This window comes from Mycobacterium asiaticum (genome assembly GCF_001673635.1).
Classification (GTDB): domain Bacteria; phylum Actinomycetota; class Actinomycetes; order Mycobacteriales; family Mycobacteriaceae; genus Mycobacterium; species Mycobacterium asiaticum_C.
The window spans coordinates 43,034-61,814 of the sequence record NZ_LZMH01000031.1 but is presented as its reverse complement, the minus strand read 5'-3'; the positions used below and the strand labels follow the sequence as shown (position 1 = coordinate 61,814).

General features: G+C 62.2%; 16 protein-coding genes and 1 pseudogene. 7 read left to right on the top strand and 10 right to left on the bottom strand.

What is annotated here, in order from left to right; all coding sequences use genetic code 11:
* Positions 1-247: 247 nt before the first annotated feature.
* From A5645_RS27610 to rfbF, 5 genes and pseudogenes are all read right to left on the bottom strand, one after another.
* A pseudogene (locus A5645_RS27610) lies at positions 248-1,357 on the bottom strand (IS3 family transposase); the annotation flags it as partial.
* 125 nt (positions 1,358-1,482) lie between these two features.
* Positions 1,483-2,283 carry an aldolase/citrate lyase family protein gene (locus A5645_RS07680; RefSeq protein ID WP_081288223.1) on the bottom strand — a complete coding sequence of 267 codons (801 nt, stop codon included), beginning with the start codon at positions 2,281-2,283 and terminating at the stop codon, positions 1,483-1,485.
* 90 nt (positions 2,284-2,373) lie between these two features.
* Entirely contained in the window at positions 2,374-4,227 is a 1,854-nt protein-coding gene (locus tag A5645_RS07675) for a thiamine pyrophosphate-binding protein (protein ID WP_065129097.1), read from the bottom strand.
* Positions 4,224-5,162, bottom strand: a complete 939-nt coding sequence (locus tag A5645_RS07670) for a glycosyltransferase family 2 protein (RefSeq protein WP_065129096.1) — start codon at positions 5,160-5,162, stop codon at positions 4,224-4,226. The genes A5645_RS07675 and A5645_RS07670 overlap by 4 nt, the downstream gene beginning before the upstream one ends.
* 5 nt (positions 5,163-5,167) lie before the next feature.
* Entirely contained in the window at positions 5,168-5,944 is a 777-nt protein-coding gene (gene rfbF, locus A5645_RS07665; RefSeq protein ID WP_065129095.1) for a glucose-1-phosphate cytidylyltransferase, read from the bottom strand.
* A gap of 175 nt (positions 5,945-6,119) precedes the next feature.
* Here rfbF and rfbH point away from each other — a divergent pair, with 175 nt between their 5' ends.
* Positions 6,120-7,463: a lipopolysaccharide biosynthesis protein RfbH gene (gene rfbH / locus A5645_RS07660; RefSeq protein ID WP_065129094.1), complete on the top strand. Its 1,344-nt coding sequence runs from the start codon at positions 6,120-6,122 to the stop codon at positions 7,461-7,463.
* 127 nt (positions 7,464-7,590) lie between these two features.
* Positions 7,591-8,082: a GtrA family protein gene (locus A5645_RS07655; RefSeq protein WP_065129093.1), complete on the top strand. Its 492-nt coding sequence runs from the start codon at positions 7,591-7,593 to the stop codon at positions 8,080-8,082.
* Here the strand turns inward: A5645_RS07655 and A5645_RS07650 are convergent.
* Positions 8,058-9,674: a hypothetical protein gene (locus A5645_RS07650; RefSeq protein ID WP_065129092.1), complete on the bottom strand. Its 1,617-nt coding sequence runs from the start codon at positions 9,672-9,674 to the stop codon at positions 8,058-8,060. The two genes, A5645_RS07655 and A5645_RS07650, sit on opposite strands and share 25 nt — an antisense overlap.
* Positions 9,675-9,798: 124 nt before the next feature.
* On the opposite strand from A5645_RS07650, the gene A5645_RS07645 reads away from it, so the two are divergent.
* The gene (locus A5645_RS07645) at positions 9,799-11,724 is read left to right on the top strand and encodes a hypothetical protein (protein WP_065129091.1); all 1,926 of its coding nucleotides are present in this window, start codon (positions 9,799-9,801) and stop codon (positions 11,722-11,724) included.
* Between the two features lie 16 nt (positions 11,725-11,740).
* On the opposite strand, the gene A5645_RS07640 is transcribed toward A5645_RS07645, so the two are convergent.
* Positions 11,741-12,397, bottom strand: coding sequence for a class I SAM-dependent methyltransferase (locus A5645_RS07640; protein ID WP_065129090.1), 657 nt, complete (start codon positions 12,395-12,397; stop codon positions 11,741-11,743).
* Positions 12,398-12,521: 124 nt separating this feature from the next.
* Between A5645_RS07640 and A5645_RS07635 the strand changes: the two genes are divergently transcribed.
* Together A5645_RS07635 and A5645_RS07630 are read left to right on the top strand one after the other, a co-directional pair.
* Positions 12,522-13,310, top strand: coding sequence for a glycosyltransferase family protein (locus A5645_RS07635; protein WP_065129177.1), 789 nt, complete (start codon positions 12,522-12,524; stop codon positions 13,308-13,310).
* A 122-nt stretch (positions 13,311-13,432) separates the two neighbouring features.
* Positions 13,433-14,191, top strand: a complete 759-nt coding sequence (locus A5645_RS07630; protein ID WP_065037607.1) for a phthiotriol/phenolphthiotriol dimycocerosates methyltransferase — start codon at positions 13,433-13,435, stop codon at positions 14,189-14,191.
* Between the two features lie 27 nt (positions 14,192-14,218).
* Here A5645_RS07630 and A5645_RS07625 read toward each other — a convergent pair whose 3' ends face one another.
* Genes A5645_RS07625 through A5645_RS07615 form a run of 3 tightly spaced genes read right to left on the bottom strand, consistent with a single transcriptional unit; the run spans position 14,219 to position 16,694 of the window.
* Positions 14,219-15,010: an ABC transporter permease gene (locus A5645_RS07625; protein WP_081288220.1), complete on the bottom strand. Its 792-nt coding sequence runs from the start codon at positions 15,008-15,010 to the stop codon at positions 14,219-14,221.
* Complete coding sequence (locus tag A5645_RS07620) at positions 15,007-15,750, bottom strand: ABC transporter permease (RefSeq protein WP_065129089.1); 744 nt, start codon at positions 15,748-15,750, stop codon at positions 15,007-15,009. The genes A5645_RS07625 and A5645_RS07620 overlap by 4 nt, the downstream gene beginning before the upstream one ends.
* Positions 15,747-16,694, bottom strand: a complete 948-nt coding sequence (locus tag A5645_RS07615; RefSeq protein ID WP_065037605.1) for a daunorubicin/doxorubicin resistance ABC transporter ATP-binding protein DrrA — start codon at positions 16,692-16,694, stop codon at positions 15,747-15,749. Before A5645_RS07615 ends, A5645_RS07620 begins: the two co-directional genes overlap by 4 nt.
* Here A5645_RS07615 and A5645_RS07610 point away from each other — a divergent pair.
* Both A5645_RS07610 and A5645_RS07605 read left to right on the top strand, forming a co-directional pair.
* Positions 16,683-17,522, top strand: a complete 840-nt coding sequence (locus tag A5645_RS07610; protein ID WP_081288219.1) for a class I SAM-dependent methyltransferase — start codon at positions 16,683-16,685, stop codon at positions 17,520-17,522. The genes A5645_RS07615 and A5645_RS07610 overlap by 12 nt on opposite strands.
* 6 nt (positions 17,523-17,528) lie before the next feature.
* The gene (locus tag A5645_RS07605; RefSeq protein ID WP_065129087.1) at positions 17,529-18,764 is read left to right on the top strand and encodes a glycosyltransferase; all 1,236 of its coding nucleotides are present in this window, start codon (positions 17,529-17,531) and stop codon (positions 18,762-18,764) included.
* Positions 18,765-18,781: the final 17 nt, after the last annotated feature.

Below are 18,781 nucleotides of genomic sequence, written 5' to 3'. Positions count from 1 at the left end.
GAAAGTTGCTGAAGAAAAAAAGCCCGGTATTCGACCGCGTCTCTTCTTCGTCGCCACGCCGTGTACACGCTGAAGGGCCGCCAGAGCTTCGTGCGCACGGGCAAGTTGACGCTGAAGATCGCAACGGCTTTGAGGGGATCCGCCACAAGTGGACGCAAGCTCTAATGGCGAGTCCCCGTTACTGAACCCACCCCTTTCTAGAGTCGGGTTGTTGATTCGGATTCAGTTGATCTCGCAGGGTGTGGTTGTGTCTGCAGGCCGAAGCGTACTCGGGCGGTGTGCGGTAGCCCAGCGTTGAACGGCGGTGTCGGTGATTGTGTTCGTGCTTGAAGTCGCCGATGACACGCGGGCCTCGAACAGGGTGTTCCAGTGGTCGCGGTTGAGGCACTCCTTAAGTAGCCGGTTGTTGAACGATTCGATGTAGCCGTTAACCCATGGGCATCCTGGTGGGATGTAGAGCAACCCGGTCTTGTTCTCGCAAGAACCGTTGCAGCGCTTGGGAAACCAGCTCCGGCCCGTTGTCCATCAACAGGACCTTCGGCGGCCCGCCGGCCATTGCGAACGCTGTTTCGAGTTTGGTGACGAGGCGCTCGGCGGTAATCGAGCGCTCCACGATGATCAGCAGCGACTCGCGGGTGTGCTTGTCGATCATCGAGGCGATCTGGATGGCCTTGCCGTCGGTGGTGGAGTGGAACTGGAAGTCGATCGCCAATACCACGTTCGGCGAATCAGCCGCCACGGGCGGGACCGAGGACACCCCGGGCCGCTTGCACGCGGCGACCGGATCTTGACCTGTAGGCCCTCCTCTCGCCACGGTCGGTGGATCTTTTTCTTTTGACCTCGAGCCCCTCGTCGTAGCGCAACGCCGCCCAAGCGCGCCGGAACCCATGGCAGGGTGTTTGGTGGCGTAGGCCGCAGCCAGGCCCGCGTCTGGGCGTTTGGATCATCCGGGGTCTGTGCCGCAGGCAGGCGGCGGTAGGTGGAGCGGGCAAGCTCAACGGCTCTGCACGCCAACCGTTCCGTCATGCTCAGCGTGACGGTGAGCATGTCCACGGCGCGGCGCTTGGCAGCTGGGCTCAGAATTTTCCCTGGCGACCTCCCGCGGCGCGTCCTTCTAAAGCTCGGCCTCGGCCAGCAGCCTCTTCAACCGGGCGTTCTGCTCCCGCAACTCCCGCAGCTCTTTGGCGGCATCGGTGTCCATGCCGTCATAGGCGCGGCGCCAGTTTGTACAGCGTGGCCGCGAAGACACCCAGTTCGGCGGCGACTCCTCGCCAGTCTTGCCTTCAGCAGCCAGCTCAACCGGGCGGCGCAACTTGCGCACCACGTCTTCCGCGGAATGGCGCTTGCGACCAGCCATGCATTTCATCGTCCCTTCCGACCCGATCTCGGGCCACAGAACTCTAAAACAAGCTGGACTCATTCACCGGGAACACGCCATTAAGGCTAAAAGGTCGGACTGGGAATCTAGGTGGACCCGCGAGCTCAGTTGTGGTTAAGGACCTTCCAACGTGCGTCGAGCATTTCGATGCGCTTGGCGTCCTCGTCGGTTATGTGGCCGTAGTAGTCACGCTTGTTCAGCAGCCACAGCAACTCGAAATGTACCGCGTTCAGCAGCCCATCTGCGATCGAGTCGAAGGTGCCGGCCGAGCCGTCGAACACGACCTTGCGGGTCTCGAAGCGCGTCAGGTGCACATTGGCAACCTCGCGGATTGTGTCCAACGTGTCACTCGAAATCGCACCACCAAGGACCAGGTCAAGACCGGCCTGCTTCGCCTTTTCGGCAACCGTAAGCACGTACTTGGTGATTTCGGGGCTGTTGATGGTTTCGCGGGTCTGGCCGAGTGATCCGGTGAAGTCCACCCGTCCGAACACGATGCCGTGAACGCCGCGACCTTTCTTGGCTGTCTCAAGCATCTCATCGAGATTATTGAAACCTGTGATCGTCTCTAGGTTGAACAAAAAGTCGGTGTCTAATTCCTCGTCCTCGTCGTACACCGTGTTTTTGGCCGCGATGTACTTCGTCAGAGCGTAGGGCGTCTCAACCATCGGCGCGACGATGTAGCGCACACCGATCTGTTTGGCCTCTAGGAGGTCACGCATGGCCTCGCAGCCGCCGATTTTGACGGTCAAAGGGAGGCCAGCGGAGCGCGCGATGTCGACGAGACGCAGCAACTCATCGATACGAGTCCCTTCCGCCTCGAACTCAGCCTTGACGCTGACAATGCCGTGCTTGTCCTTGCCCTCCCGCAAGATTTCAGACATCTTCCGTTCGGTTTTGTTCACATTGCCTCCCCGCTAAAACTTCCAACAAATCTCTAGATTCTAGGCGTCGGTCATCCAGCCCCGTGGCCAAATTGGGGCAGGAATTGATGATTAGGAGCCAGCGGGTGAGCCCGCCCGGACGGGCCGCACCGCAGCGGCTAGATGGATGGTCACCCGCTCCTCGATATCGGCAGGGAGGTCGGGACTCATCCGGTGCAGGGGGTTTGACTTCATCGAGCCGTCGGGCTGCACTGCCGAGGTGATCTTCGGATAGTAGGTCTGCTCGGGGTCGATGGGCACCACGATGAGCGCCGGACCGTTAGCTTCCAGCAATGAACGCACGGCAGGTGCATCCAGGCCGAACTCAGCGTCGAGGCGGGCGAACGGGATCCCGTATGCGCGCGCCAGGACCTCCCATTCCGGCAGACCAAGCCCGGTCTGTGCGTCGCAACCGATCCACGCGCCACCGAAATAGTTGCGTTGGGTCATCCTGATCGACCCGTAACCGTTGTTGTCCAGGATGAAGACTTTGAGATTCGCTCTCGTGGCAGCGAGCGTGCCGAGTTCCTGTAAATTCTGGGCGAATCCACCGTCCCCCTCGCTCAGGACCACCTGATGGTGGGGGTTGGCCAGTGCCGCCCCTATCGCCCCGGACAACCCGTAACCCATGCTTGCGAGCGACTTGTTCGTGATGAGTTTCTGGCCGGCACGCAGCTGCAGAGCCTGCATGGCGACACTGAAAGAGCCCCCGCTACTGCTTGGCAGCACGATGGCATTCGGCGCCACGACCTCGGCTAATCGCATCGCGAACTCGTAGGGTTTCACGTAGCCAGGAGCCGTGACGTTCTGCGGATCATTGAGCGGCAACTCGGCGCGGACTGACGCGATGAATTCCCGCCACGGCTGCCACCGCAGAGGATCTCCCAGGTCGGCCTCGTACAGCTCAGCCAGGAAGTGATCGGCGTCCCCCCGCAGTGCGAGGTCGATGCGGGGATGTCCTTTCTCGAGTTCGGCGGCGTCGATGTCGACCTGGACCACTCGCCCGACAGGTACGAACTGCTCCCAGGCGAAACCCGTCTGCTGCAGTCCGAGGCGGGTACCGACGGCAACCACGAGATCCGCCTGCTGAATGAGGATGTTCGCCGCACGCTGTCCCCAGGTGTTCGGACGGCCGGAGTACAAGGGATGTTCGGTCGGAACCCGGTCGGCGCCGTTCCAGGTCGTCATGATTGGAATACCGGCGGTTACGGTCCGATGGTCCAACGCGCGCACGGCTCGGCGGCCCACCCCGCCCCCGATGAGGATGACCGGACGCTTCGACTGCCGCAGGAGAGCCAAAGCCTGTTCGACGTCCCCTGCCGGCACCTTCGGAAGTGCGCTTGCCTCAGGCATCGCGACTAGATCTTGGTCCGGTAGGGGTGGTGCTGCCTGCGCGTCCAGGCAGATTTCAATAAACACCGGCCCCTGTCGGGGTGTGCGGCCGTCGAGCACGGCTTCCAGGATGCTGTTACGTGCGACCGGCCGCTCAATTCGCAAGGCGCGCTTGGTGACACTGCTCACCAGAGCCACTCCGTCGATTTCCTGGATGCCCCGTTGGCGGACCAGACCGTGGCTCAGATCGGTGCTCTTGACTTGTCCACCAAGGACAAGCAATTCGCGGCTCTCCTGCCAAGCGCCCGCAATTCCCGTTAGCGCATTGGTAATTCCAGGACCGGCCGTCACCAACACCAGCGCACGGCCAGTGTCCTCATCGCGGGAAGCGTTGAAGTACTCCGCGGCTATCGCCGCGCCCACCTCGTGTACGAACGGCACGCACACCATCTGGGTGCGCACCGAATCAAGCAAGTGCATTATGTTGCCGCCGGCCACGAAGAAGCAGTGTGTGTAGCCGGCATCAACCAGCCAGTTAGTGAGCTGGTCCGAGTACTTCTTATGTCTCGAAGGGGGTTTCGAGGCGCTTGTCACATACCCACCTTCTGGCTTACGACGAAGTTGGGGCGTTGCTTGACCTCTTCATATATGAGTGCGAGGTACTCACCGACGACCCCCAAAAGCAACGTTACGACACCGAAGCCGACGAGTGTTACGCAGATGATTGAGCCGAAGCCCGGAAAAGGCACCCCGTAGAAGACGAAGCGCACGGCAAGCAACAGCACGGCGAACGCTGCGATCGCACTTAACACGAACCCAGTGAGGGTGATAAGCCGAAGCGGCACATAGGAATGGGCAAGGATCCCCTTGCCTGCCAGATCAATCACTTTCAGGCTGTACGCCTTGGATTCCCCGGCGAAGCGGGGCGCCCGCTTCATCGGAAGCCCGATTGACTTAAAGCCCACCCAGGAGAACAGCCCACGGACGAACCGGTTGCGCTCGTCCATCGAGCGAACCGCCTCGTAGACCTTTCGGTCGACCAAGCGAAAATCACTGGCGTTGCGGGTGATTCGGTCGTCGGTGAGCCGGCCGGCCAGCCAGTAGAACAATTGGGAGTTCATTCGCCGGATAGGGCCCACGCCGCCCCGCTCGGTGACCACTCCGTAGACGTTTTCGTAGCCCTGCTCCCACGCGCGAATCATTTCTGGGATGAACTCGGGCGGGTCCTGCAGGTCGGCGGTCATCAGCACGACGGCGTCGGCGTCGACCGAGTTCAGGCCTGCGGTCAGGCCGCCATCCATGCGAAAGTTGCGAGCCAGCTTCAAGATCTTGAACCGCGGATCCGCGGCGTGAATGGCGAGCAGCTTTTCCATCGTGTCATCGGTCGAACCATTTTCCACGATGATTGCCTCGAAGTCATACGTCGGCTCGGAGTCGAACACCGCGGCCAGCTGGCGAGCCAGCTCCTCGACGCATTCGCTTTCGTTGTAGGCGGGGGCGATGACTGCGATCTTCTTCTTCACTCCCATCCCGTTCACTCCCAGACCTTCCATGGCGGCTTTTCGCTGTTCCATAGTTTGTTCAGCAGCTGCGATTCGCGGAAGGTATCCATCGGTTGCCAGAACCCGTGGTGAGGAAACGCTGCAATCTGGCGGTCTTCGGCGAGTCGGAGCAGCGGCTTCTCCTCTAGCACCGTCTCGTCGCCCTCCAGATAGTCGAACACTCCTGGCTCGAAGATGAAGTAGCCGATGTTTATCCAGTCTTCGGTCTGCGGCTTCTCGCGGAACTTGGCCACTGCACCGTCCTGCTCCAAGTCGATGACCCCAAACCGGCTCATCGGCTGGGTGGCCGTCACGGTGGCGATCTTGCCGTGCGCGCGGTGGAACTGCAGCAGCGCCGGGATGTCAACGTTGGCGATGCCGTCGCCGTAGGTGCACAGGAACGCCTCGTCGCCCACATACTTTTGGATGCGCTTGATCCGGCCGCCCGTCATCGTATTCAGCCCGGTGTCGGCGACGGTCACCTGCCAATTGAATTCGTCGTGCGAGCCGTGATAGCGGATGCTGGACTGATCACCCAAGGTGATGGTGAAGTCGAGATTAGCCACGCCATAGTTCGAGAAGTAGCTCTTGATGTACTCGCTTTTGTAGCCGGTGCATACGACGAACTCACAAAAGCCGTGATGGCCAAGAATTTTCATGATGTGCCAGAGCACCGGCCGGCCACCAACCTCGACCATCGGCTTGGGACGGAATTCAGTCTCCTCACGCATGCGCGTGCCAAGCCCACCGGCAAGGAGCACGGCTTTCATGACCAACGTTCCAATCTCAAGGCGATGGTTTCCCCAGCGCGGTTTCGCTGACGCAGCGTCGCGCAGGTGACACACTAGCAATGCCGTGACGCGCCCGGCGGGGTTTTCGGGGGCGCTACCTAGCATGTGAAGTACACAATCCTGAGGAGATCCCATTTCTAGACTCGATACCGATATTGGGGACGGCGGGCTCGAGGAGGATCGCGAAGATATTCTCGCAGCGGTTCGCAGCTACGCGAAGCGCAAGCTCGCACCATCCGACTTCGTCCAGGGAGTCACACCGGTTCCAGTGTCGGGCAAAGTGCTTGACCCGGAAGACTTCGCAGCGCTGGTCGACGCGTCCCTCGACGGCTGGTTGACCGCAGGTCGGTTCCATCCGCTGTTCGAGCGTGCGCTTTCCCGCTATGTCGGGGCCCGGGACGCCGTCTTCGTCAACAGCGGGTCAAGCGCCAATCTTTGCGCTCTCAGCGCGCTGACCAGCCCCAAGCTCGCCGGTAACAAGAAGCGGTTCGGCAAACGGCCCCTGCAGCCCGGCGACGAGGTGCTCACCGTGGCCGCGGGCTTCCCCACCACGGTCAACCCGATCATTCAGAACGGCATGCGCCCGGTAGTCGTAGACATCGAGCTCGGCACCTACGATGCGATCCCGGAACGCCTGCGTGAGGCCGTGGGACCCAAGACACGGGCCATCATGATGGCTCATACGCTGGGCAATCCCTTCGACTTGGACACCGTGCGGGAGTTGTGCGACAAGCACGGCCTATGGCTGATCGAAGACTCGTGCGACGCGCTCGGCTCGACCTACGACGGCAAACGAACCGGCAGCTTCGGCGACACCGCGACAGTGAGCTTCTACCCAGCGCATCACATCACGACCGGCGAGGGCGGTGCGGTGTTCGTCAAGTCGCCGCTGGTGCGCAAGCAGGTTGAATCCTTCCGCGACTGGGGCCGGGACTGCTACTGCGCACCAGGAAAAGACAACACCTGCGAGAAGCGCTTCGAATGGCAACTAGGGGACTTGCCCAGAGGTTACGACCACAAGTACATCTACAGCCATATCGGCTACAACCTGAAGGCCACGGATATGCAAGCCGCGCTTGGTCTTTCGCAGCTTAACAAGCTCGATGGATTCGTGCAGGCACGCAAGGAGAACTTCGACTACCTGACCTCCCGGCTGACCGAGGTCGAGGGCCTCATCCTGCCGGTCGCCACGCCCAAGTCGGACCCGTCCTGGTTCGGCTTCCCGATCACGCTTGATCCCGAGCATCCCGCGGACCGCACAAAGTTCATGCAGTTCCTCAACGAGCGCAAGATCGGTTTCCGACAGCTCTTCGCCGGCAACCTCGTCAAACAGCCGGCCTACCGGCACGTGGATTTCAGGATCGTCGGAGACCTCACCAACACCGACATCGTGATGAACCGCAACTTCTGGATAGGCACCTACCCAGGCCTTACTATCCCGATGCTCGAATTCGTGGCCGACTCGATCCGGGAGTACATGGCCGAGGCCGCGCGGTAACCGTGCGTTACCAGCTCGACTTTTGCGCGGCGGTGACGTGCCAGAGCGAGGGGGAGCGGCGCGCGCATGAGGATCATGATCCGCTCGGGGTCGCCCGATACCAGCTCGCCGCATCCGAAAGCCGCGAATGACCGAATTCGACCTGCCACCCGAATCCGTCCCGCCGGGCCCGCTGATCCGGCTCTTTCGCGATCAACGCGTGGCTTTTCTCGTGGTGGGGGCGATAAACACGGTTGTCGGCTTTGGGATCTTCGTCGCCTGCTCGGAGAGTGTTGGCCAGCTTGTAGACCACCGATCTGGAACGGTTGCGGGATCGTTGGTCACCCTCGGCATCTCGCATGTATTGAGTGTGTTGTTCGCCTTCGTGATGCATCGGCAATTCGTATTCCGCGTCCGCGGCCATGTCATGCGAGACCTTGCGCGTTTCGAGAGCGTCTACCTCACCGCGCTGGGCATCAACGCCGTCGCCCTACCTGTGTTGGTCCAACTGGGCCTGCACCGGATACCAGCACAGGCAATCATCTTGGCCGCGAGTACGGTGCTGAGCTACTTCGGCCACCGATACTTCTCGTTCCGGCGCACCGCCTCCGACACTCAAGAGGACTCATTTCGCACGTAGAGCGTGCATCCTTCACAATTGCCAGTGACTGGGACCGCGTGAAATTGCTGCTCCGTCAGCGCGGCGAGGTTCGGATAGACGCGCGGCAGCGAAGACTCCGACAAGTTGCAGTAAGACACGCGCGGCTCGAGACGGTCCGAGCGGCACGCGGGACGTTTGATGCTGGTTGCGTCGACGACACAGTCTGCCCGGTCAATCCCGGTACGCACTATCGGCTCGGCGGCCTTTCGATTCGCGGGGCTCGTGCTCAGCCCGAGCACGTTCAGATAGGGCATGGTGCTCTGCCAATCCTGTGCGACGTAGAGTTCGGCTGCCCAACCCCAGACCAGGGCACGCGATCCTGGCGGGCAGGCCCGGGCCAGTGCGGAGTTGCGGTTGACCGAATTGCCGGAGAACGCGGCAACGGCATTCTCAGGTGAGAGCGGCGGACTTTTTGCGACTGCGTACCCGAATAAGACCAGGACGGCGGTCACCAGGGTCAGAACGCCCGCCAACGCGGCTGCCGATAGTTGCTGCGGGAACAAGCGGACGTTGGGCCTGACTGGCATCGTGGCAGCCAGCGCGACCGCCCCGAAGTAAATGATGAGGTAATGCGGAAAACCCATACCCCCGATCAGCACGGCCGTGAACCCGCCCAGGATGAGGATCACCCGAGCCACATTGGATCGTCTGGCGCTGTGCCGGCCAAGCCAAGCCAAGCCACCAAGCCCGACGAGTAGATAGAAAGTCGGCTTGATGAGCGCAGCGAGGGTGCTTGTGAACCGCTGCAGCTGAGTGCGGTCGCCCCCATAGGACCCGAGGAACGTCAAAGTCTGCTCGACGAGCGCCCAATTGGTCGTCGGAGAGACCACCATTACTAGCACGATCGCAGTCAACGGCAGCACTGCGCCGCCAACCCACCACAGCAGGGACACAAAGATGCGTCGCACGCTTGTGTCCAGCACTATCAACTGCGCCGCGACAAACGCGGCGGCCAGCGGGGCGACCTGAAACTTTGCGCCGACCGCGAGGCCGGCCATTAGACCGAGAATTGCGAACAGCCAAGGCTTCGATGCCAATTGTTCGCGCGGAACCAGCGCCGAAGCCAAGACGAGGAGGGTCGGCAGATATTCAGTGCTCAGCGTGTCGAAATTCACCGCATCGCCCACCAGGACCGTCGTTGCGATCGGCAACCACCACACCAAGGTGGCCACGAGTGCGGCTCTCCGACCGATCGCCCGGGACGCCGTGACAAACAGAGCGGCGGCGCTGAGCGCCAGGAGAACTGCCGAAAGTAGGTGAGCAAAGGCAAGTGTCAGCGGCGCACCAAGCGCACCAAGCCCGGCGAGGAAGAGCACCCAGTACGGGCCGGTGGTTCCAGTAGCCCAGGTGCTAAACGGAACGGGCGAAAGGAGCGCGGCGCGGGCCTGGACGATGAGTTCCGCTTCATCAGGGTTGAGTAGCCCCCACTCGCTGATCGCCTGGCCGCGCAAGATTACGGTCGCTAGGACGAGCCCGGCCGCAACCGCGATGTATACGGCTACGGGCGGCACGCGAATGTTGCTGATGATCAGCTCCTCTCGGTGGCCGTTGCAGAGCCTATCGTGGCGCATTACGCCGCATTGCCGTGGCCTCGAAGCCACCGGCGTCCGGCGGGATTTGCTACTGCCGCAGTTTCATTGCGTGTTCGCCCAACCGACTACTAGCCGCGTTCCTCCGCATTGGTACTTTGCGGGAGTGGTACTGACGGGATCAGAGCGCGTGCGAACGTGGTGTTCGACGACAACATGGGGCTCGGCCCGCTGGCAGCGCGTCCTCGCGGCGCTTGTCACCGCTGTGATCGTGCAACCACAGTGGTCCGTTGACGCGGGGGTGGGGGTCGACCCCTCTTGGGAGGCGGTCCTTGCGCTGGCTCCGCTCCACCATCTTGCGTGGGGCCGGGACGTCGTCTTCACCTATGGTCCGCTGGGGTTTCTACAAACGGTGTCGTACTACTCGTTCGGGCAGTCCGTGCTGGCCAGCATTTATCAGATGGCGGTTGTGGCCGCACTGTTTCTAGGCGTGTGCGCCGTGCTTCGTCTGCGCTGTGCCCCCATGACGTCACTCCTCATCGCGTTCGTCGCGACGGCTGGCATCGCGACTCTTCAAGTCACCCATGGTAATTCGTTGGGCTTGATGTACCCCGAGCTGGCCATTCTGGCGTCTATAGCCTGGGCGGCGGTGCCCATGTTGCAACAGAACACATCACGATCCACGATGTTTATTACCTGCGTTGTCATCGGCTTGGTCGGTGGGCTCCAGCTGTTGGTGAAGTTCAATACCGGCCTCACGATGTTCGCAATCGGCTTGGCCGCATCGGTGTTGCTCGGCTGGAAAGCCGTTGTGCGCCACTGCGCAACGGTGGTCGCGTTCTCGGTATCCGTCGTGATCTGCTGGCTCCTTGCGGGTCAACAGCCGGAGAACTTGTTCGCCTGGCTGAGGTACAGCGTCGCTATCGTGGCGGGTTACAACGAAGCGCAAGCAGTGCCACTGCCGCTGTACGCCATTCCCGCGCTCTTAATGGCCCTACTGTGGGTAGGCGCCCTCTGTTGGGCGTTTGCGCAGGGCGGTACCAAAATTCCGCGTAGCTTCATTGGGCTCGTCGGTGTCGCCACGTTGATCACCGCCAAGAGCGCATTCGGGCGTTACGACCTATGGCACATCAGTATGTTGGTCGGCCTCATCGTGGTCTCGGTGGTTCTGGCCCCGTTTCCCCGGGTCCGCCTGCGCGCCATCGCGTTGGCCGGGGTGGTGCTCGCTTTCTTGGTTGCCGGCGGCCCCCCCGCCCTTCATGATCGCTCCGTGGCCGCGATACAGGCGCCGGCACAATCGGTTGATCGCCTGACGACCCTGGCGGTCCCCGGCCGGTTCGCCCATCGCATCGAACAAGCCAAGGCACGGCAACGTGAGTTCTACGCCGTCCCGGACCGTTTTCTCACCACCATCGGATCGCGAACAGTTCACGTCGATCCCGTCGATACGACCGTCGTGTGGGCCTACAACTTGGCGTGGCAGCCGGCGCCCGTATTCGCGACCTACTCGACGTATCTGCCCTCACTCGACAAGCTGAACAGCGATTCGCTCAGTCAGCGCACCGATTTCGTACTCTCACGCGTTTCGACCGCCTCACCCGCTGCCGGCATCAATGGCCGCCTGGCCGTGCAGGAATCGCCGCTGTATTCCCGTGCGTTGCTTTGCGATTTCGCGGTGGCCGGCGTCGAGAACCAGTGGGCTCTCTTCACCCGCAGTGCACAGCGCTGCGGGCCACTCACCAAACGTTCGGAGGTCGAGGTATCCGGGAACGGATCGGTCAAAGTTCCCCCACCCAGCGCGCCCGACATGGCGGTGCTGGTAGGGATCGACCTCAACCCGACGATCATCGACCGGCTGTTCCAGGGCACGATCCTCCCGCTGACCACCCCTACAGTGACCCTCGACGGGACGAGTTATCGCCTCATCACCGGAAACGCAGCCGAGCCGTTTCTCGTCAGCACCCCAGGTTCGGTTCGGGGCACCAACCTCGAAATAGACGCGCACACCATCGGTGTCGGCCGTTCCCGCGAGCTGGGCCAGGGACCTGCCAATGCGCGGCTGCGTTTCTACGAGATGCGCGTAACCCCCTGAGTCGCCCGGCCGGGCCTCACCCGTTGGGCGCCGCCACGCAGGCGTACTGAAGATAGAGGCCGTCGGCGAAGTATCCAAAACTCAGGACATTGGCGAGCAGCCAAAGGCCCCCGTAGTGGGCGTTTATTCCTTTGATGCTCTGCATAGTGAAGCCGGAACTCTCGAACATGCGCATCATGCTTTTGCGTGTGAAGAACCGCAGATGAGTGCGATCGAAGATCCCGAAGTCCTCCTGCGGGAAGTCTTTTCGGAAGATGATCTTGCTTAGCGCCGGCAGGAAGCGAATGTTCGGGATGGAGGCGATGACGAGGCCTCCCGGGGTGAGCTTGCGGCGTAGCTGCTTGAGCGTTGCGCCCGGGTCAACGAGGTGCTCCAGGACGTCGTTGCAGGTTATGACGTCGAAATGGGCGTCGGGGAGCTCGGCTATCCGCTTATCCGCGTCGCCGGCAAGAACGCGATCGAGAACCCCCGTCGCGGCGTTGGCCGCGTGCTCGTCGAACTCGATGCCCCAGACCTCCGCGCCGGTGACCTCTTTGATTCCGGCGCCGAAGGCTCCTTCCGCGCAGCCAAGATCCAGGACGCGTTTGGCCGTGGTTGGAACCAAACGCAGCATCTCCGGCCGGGTGTGGCGGTAGTACATCGTGAGGCCGGTCGGCTCTGCCGTCTTTCGCATGGGTTCCTGTCCTCGTTGTCTGACGCCTGAGCATAACCGTCCGCAACTTTGTCCGACTGGCGTTCGTGCCGCTGAGAAGTGTTTTCGTCGGCTTGGCCAAACGCCCGCTGGCGATTCTCGGCCCCTGTACGGTTTTCTCGTGTCGCTCCTAATCACCGTCCCGGTCTTCGGCCAACACGAGTACACCCACGCGCTGGTTGCTGATTTGGAACGCGAAGGCGCTGAGTACCTCATCGTCGACAACCGCGGTGACTATCCCAAGGTCAGCAACGAGCGCGTCACCGCGCCCGGTGAAAATCTCGGCTGGGCCGGCGGCAGCGAGCTCGGCTTCCGAATCGCCTTCTCTGAGGGCTATTCCCACGCGATGACGCTCAACAATGACACCCGCATCTCGAAGGGCTTCGTCGCGGGCATGCTCGACCCACGCCTGCCCGCAGACGCAGGAATCGTTGGCCCGGTGATCGACGATGGCTTCGCGTGCGCGGTAACAGACGAGAAGCCTCTTGCGGCCGATTACCTTCCGCGACCTTTCTACCGGGATGTGGCCGCAGTAGAGGGAACGGCTTTGATGATGTCCCGGCAGTGCTGGGACAGCGTCGGGGGAATGGATCTGGATACCTTCGGCCGCTACGGGTGGGGACTCGATCTTCATCTCGCGTTGAGTGCGCGGGCAGCCGGCTACGGCGTCTATACGACAGAAATGGCCTACATCAACCACTTTGGCGGTAAGACCGCGAAGGTTCACTTCGGGCGCAGAAAGTACGAGTGGGGCGCTCGGCTGGCCATGCTGCGCGGCCTGGTGAGGCTGCACGGCTGGCGCGCCACCATGGCGATAGAGCGGACCTTGCGGCGGGAAGACAGGTGGCACAAGCAGGTGCCCCGTGACTACACGACGCATCCGCTCAGTGAGTAGTAGCAAACGACAAATCTTGTGGCATGTGTCATTGGCGACCCGGATCCGCCACGCGCAGCCCGCATCTTTGCCATACTCACCCGGTGCCTTCTGCTATCCAAGTGAGATCCAGCTCGATCGTCATGAAGCTCGTCGCGAAGTATGGATACCCCATCGGCACCCGCCTCATGGGCGCGGACGAGGTTTTGTTCATCAACTGGGCTTACGAGGAAGACCCGCCGATGGCGCTCCCGCTGTCAGAGGCGGATGAGCCCGACCGGTACTACATCCAGCTGTACCACACGGTCGCGACCCAGGTGGACCTGGAAGGCAAGGATGTCCTGGAGGTCAGTTGTGGCCACGGCGGGGGCTCTTCCTATCTCGTACGGACGCAGAAGCCGGCCTCTTACACTGGCTTGGATTTGAATCCGACGGGCATCAAGTTCTGTCAGAAGCGGCACAAGTTGCCGGGCCTCAAATTTGTGCAGGGAGACGCCGAGAAGCTTCCCTTCCCAGATGAGTCTTTCGATGTGTTGCTCAATGTCGAAGCCTCACACCACTATCCCAACTTCCCGCGTTTCCTCACCGAGGTAGCACGCGTATTGCGTCCGGGCGGGCATTTTCTCTACGCAGATCTGCGGGCCGTGCACCTGATTCCGGAGTGGGAGGAGGCGCTTGCTGCCGCTCCGCTGCAACTGGTGTCCCAGCGTTCTATTGACGACGAAGTGAAGCGGGGCCTGGAGAAGAACTCTCCGCGACTCGAGGAACTCATCAGCCGCAGGGTCCCGAAGATTCTGCAGAAGTTCGCCCGCAGCAATGGGGGAGTGCAGGGTGGACGGCTCTATAAGGGCGTCGAGATGGGCCTGTTCTCCTACCGGGTGTACTGCTTCAAGAAGGCGTGAGATCGAGCTACCGACGCAGCGGTGATGTCACGCGCTGCACTCGGCGGCGGAGCGGTACCCACGCACGGCCAACGGAATGAACACGGCGATCAGCGCTACCGCCCAGCCGACAGTCAGCACCAGTGGCAATAGCAATGGGCCTTCGTGCGCGAGTGCCCGCATCACCTCAATGGGTGGTGACATCGGCTGCAATCTGACCACCGGTTGTAACCAGTGCGGGAATTGAGAGACGGGCGTAGTACCCGAACTGATGAAGACCATGGCGGTGATGATGGCCGCCAGATAAGTCACGATGGCGCGGCCGTTGCTGCGAACTGCCAGCGTCATCACAAATGCCGTGAATCCGACTACCACTAGTGGCGGGATCAGTATGTACGCGAGGGCAGTGTGCCAGCCATGCGTGAAGCGCAGACCCATTGCCGTTCCGACCGCGGTGATGAGAATGGTGCCCAGGAGCGCACGCGCGGCTTCGGCGGTCAGCCGTCCCGCGATAGCGCTCGCCCGGTGCACCGGCAGCACCCACATGCGACTGAGCAGGCCCGACGAGCGTTCCATCGGGATGCCGACGGCACCGCCCAAGGCGCCGAACATCCCCGCCAGCACCGCGCACATCGGCACCAGTCCATAGATGCTGTCCACGCCGGTGACCTTGTAAATCTGCTCGCCGAGTACCGCCTTGTACACCACCAGCAAACAGATGGGGAGAAGCACGGTGCTGAGCACCGCCGCAGGTTCCCGCCGCCACCGAATCATGATCCGGCCGGCATGCAGCCAACTCTGGTTGACCAGTTCAAACAGTGCGTTACCTGTCGGGTTCATGCGCCGCGCCTCTGCATCCGCAGTGTGATCCCTCCGAAGATTAGAAGCATTCCCAAACACCACGCCATGGCTGCCGTCGCATGGTTTGCCGGGACGTGCCCGCTGGCCAGACCCCGCAAGGTCTCGGCGGTATGCGATACGGGCTGGTTGCGCACGAACGGCCGGATCCACTCGGGAAAGGTCTTTTCCGGTGCAACTCCCGTGGACAGCAGGATCAGTACCAGCTGCGGGATCAACAGGATCTGACTCGTCGTCTCGATGTTGCCGCCGCTGGACCCTAGGGCGTCGGCACCAAGGGATACCGCCAGACAGAGCAGAAGTGCCAGGGAGACAAAGGCCAATCCAGCGGGCAGTCCGCCGGTCACCCGGAAGCCGAACGCGTAACCCGCGACCATGGTGGCCGTCAGGGCGATCGACGCCCGCACCAGCGTGGCTGTAATCCGAGCGCTTACCGGGGAGATCGCCGCGATCGGCATGGTCCGAAGCCGCGTACCCAGACCGAACACGCGATCGCGGCCGGCTCGGTCCGCGGTGAGTGCCGCAGCCATGATCATCGACTGAACGACGACCGCGGGCAGCACGTACTGCGGATATGTCATGTGGCCGGTGTCGATCATCCCGTGCGTGGCCATGGTGAGACCGACCAGGGTCACGATCGGCACGAACACCTCGAAGATGATCCCTGCGTCGCGCAGCGTGTTGCGCAGCGATCTTTCAGTGAGGGCGGCCAGCGCGGTCATGTTTGGGCGACGGGTTGGCTGGTGAGGTGCAGGAACGCCTCATCCAGAGACGGTTTGCGCAGGGAGATGTCGGCGATCTCGATGCCGATCGCATCGAGCCGGCGGAAAACCTCGGTCAAGGTGGCCACGCCGTCTCGGGCGAGCACGGATACCGAGTTCGTGTCGGAGTCGAGATCGATGCCCTCGAGTCCGGCCAGCGCCGACCCGACCTGAGACAGATCCGCCGGGTTGGCAGGTGTCACCTCGCAGTAGCAGGCACCGGCCTTGCGCTTGAGTTCGGTCGCGGTGCCACTGGCGATCACCTGACCGTGGTCAAAGACGATGATGGAATCGCTCAGGACGTCCGCCTCTTCGAGGTACTGAGTCGTGAGCAGCACGGTGACGTCCTGTGCCGCCAGGGAGCTGACGATGCTCCACACGTCGCGGCGGCTCCGCGGGTCCAGTCCGGTTGTGGGTTCGTCGAGGAACAGCACCTTGGGTGTGACGACCAGTGCGCTGGCGAGGTCAACCCGCCGCCACATGCCTCCCGAGAAGGTCGATACTCGCCGGTCGGCTGCTGCGACGAGGTCGAACTGGCCGATCAACTCGTCGGCGCGCGCCTTCGCTTGCTTGCGGCCAAGCCCGCGCATGCGTCCGAACAGGACCAGGTTCTCCCGGGCGGTAAGCATCGGATCCACCGCCGTGAACTGGCCGGTTATCCCAATTTGGGAGCGCACTTTGGCTGATTGACTGACGACGTCGTATCCCGCGACCACCGCGCGGCCCGAAGTGGGCCGGATCAATGTGCACAGGATGTTCAGCGTGGTCGTCTTACCAGCGCCGTTATGGCCCAGGATGGCGCACACCGAGCCCGCCGGAACCGAGAAGTCCACCCCACGGAGAGCCGGCGCCGGCCCTCCAAACGTTTTCGTGAGGCCCTCGACCTCAACAGCATGCTGCCCCACGCGAGGAAGTATTTCATGTTCGGTACGCGCGTGCTGGATTATCGCGGCATTCGCAGAAACGCTGTGTGTGAGTCGGGTCTCGCAGTCGCCGGTCGCCCAGAACGCCCTGCCGCCAGTGGCGGGACTGATAGTCTACGACCTTCACAGCTGATCGAACGGACCGAGATGACCGCCCTGCAACGCTTTTTCACCGATGATCGCCGGCAAACCAATCGCCGCGCGAACTGGCGACGCGCTGGGCGGCGAGCGCAGGCCACCCTCATACCGTGGTCTCCCAGGGTTCTGGGTAAGCGGCTGGAAAGCCAGGCGCTGATGCTCGGAGACCACATCGGTCGGGGTGACACGGTCCTGGACGTCGGGTGTGAAACGGGGCATCTGTGCAAGTACCTGGCAGAGATGCACGGTGCCATCACGACCGGGATAGACGTCCATGACGCGGTGACCACCCCCATCGACTTCAGCGTGTTCGACGGCAGGTCGATCCCGTTCCCGGACAACGCGTTTGACCACGTCGTTCTCAGTTTCGTGCTGCATCACTGCAACGACCCGATGGCGTTGATCAAGGAGTGCCGCCGGGTCGCCCGGCGCAGCATCATTGCGTTCGAGGATCTGCCTGAGACCCGGGTGGAGAAGATGCTGACCAAGTTCCACATCGGAGCATTCAGGCTGGCATACCGGCTGGAAATAGCAGGTGATTATCGAACGGCCCTGCAGTGGATCGATGAGCAGGCCGTTGAGGTGTCCGAGACGCCGCTACCGCTGGACTGGTTCGATGTCTTGTACCGCGTTCCGCACGTCATGTTGATCTACAAGCTTCCGAATGACTAAAGGTCGATGAGATTCGTCCTGTCGAGTTGCGGGACGCGCGGCGACGTCGAGCCATGCGCAGCAGTCGGGATCGAACTACGGCGCCGCGGGCATGACGTTGTCATGGCGACCCCGCCTGACCAGGTCGGATTCGTTGAGAGCACGGGGCTGACAGCTGTTCCGATGGGTCCCCCCACGGGAGAGATTCCGGATGTCTTCGTCACCCCGTGGAGCATCAAAGATCCGATTAAACCGGTACGTGACGCGCTCGACCACGTCAATCAGCGCTGGGCCGACGTGAGCCACACGCTGAGGTCGGTGACGGCTGGGGCCGACCTCCTGATGACCGGTGTGTCGTACCAGGAAGCTGCAGCCAATGTCGCCGAGCACTACAACATCCCGCTCGTCGCATGGCATCACGTCCCGATGCGACCGAATGGCCACCTGATCTCCATCGTCCCTGCGCCCGTGCTGCGGTCGGCGATGAAGGTCAGCGACTGGGCGCAATGGCGCCTGGTCAAACGGGCCGAGGACGTGCAACGCGGCGAACTGGGTATAGCCAGGGCCAAGGGGCCCGCGTCGCGGCGAATGGCGGAGCGGGGATCGCTGGAGTTGCAAGCCTACGACGCGCTGTGTTTCCCCGGCTTGAGCCGAGAATGGACTGCGCGGCGCCCGTTCGTGGGTGCGTTGACGGCGGAATTGTCGACCGATTTCGACGACGAGACCTTGAACTGGATTGCGTCCGGTACTCCGCCGATCTACTTCGGTTTCGGCAGCATGCCGGTCAAGTCACCGCCCGAGATGGTGCGCACAATCATCACCGCGTGCAATGAGTTAGGGGAGCGAGCGTTAATCTGCTCCGGTGCAACGGATCTGACGGATATGCCGGCTACCCCCCGAGTCAAGGTGGTGCGGGCGGTCAGCCACGCCGCGATCTTCCCCGCCTGCCGGGCGGTGGTCCACCATGGCGGCGCCGGCACCACCGCCGCCGGCATGCGTGCCGGGGTGCCCACACTGATCCTGTGGGTGGCCTCGGATCAGCCCATCTGGGCGGCGGTGGTCAAGCGGCTCAAAGTCGGCAGGGCCCGGCGGTTTTCGCGCACCACGGGTAAGTCACTGACCAACGATCTGCGTCGGATACTCACACCGCAGCGCGCTGAGCGAGCCCGAGAGGTCGCTGCCCAGATGACGAAGGCCACCACCAGTGTCACTACGTCGGCTGACCTGTTGGAAGAAGCTGCGCGTGGTAAACGGTTCTCCTGATATAGCGGATTGGGCCG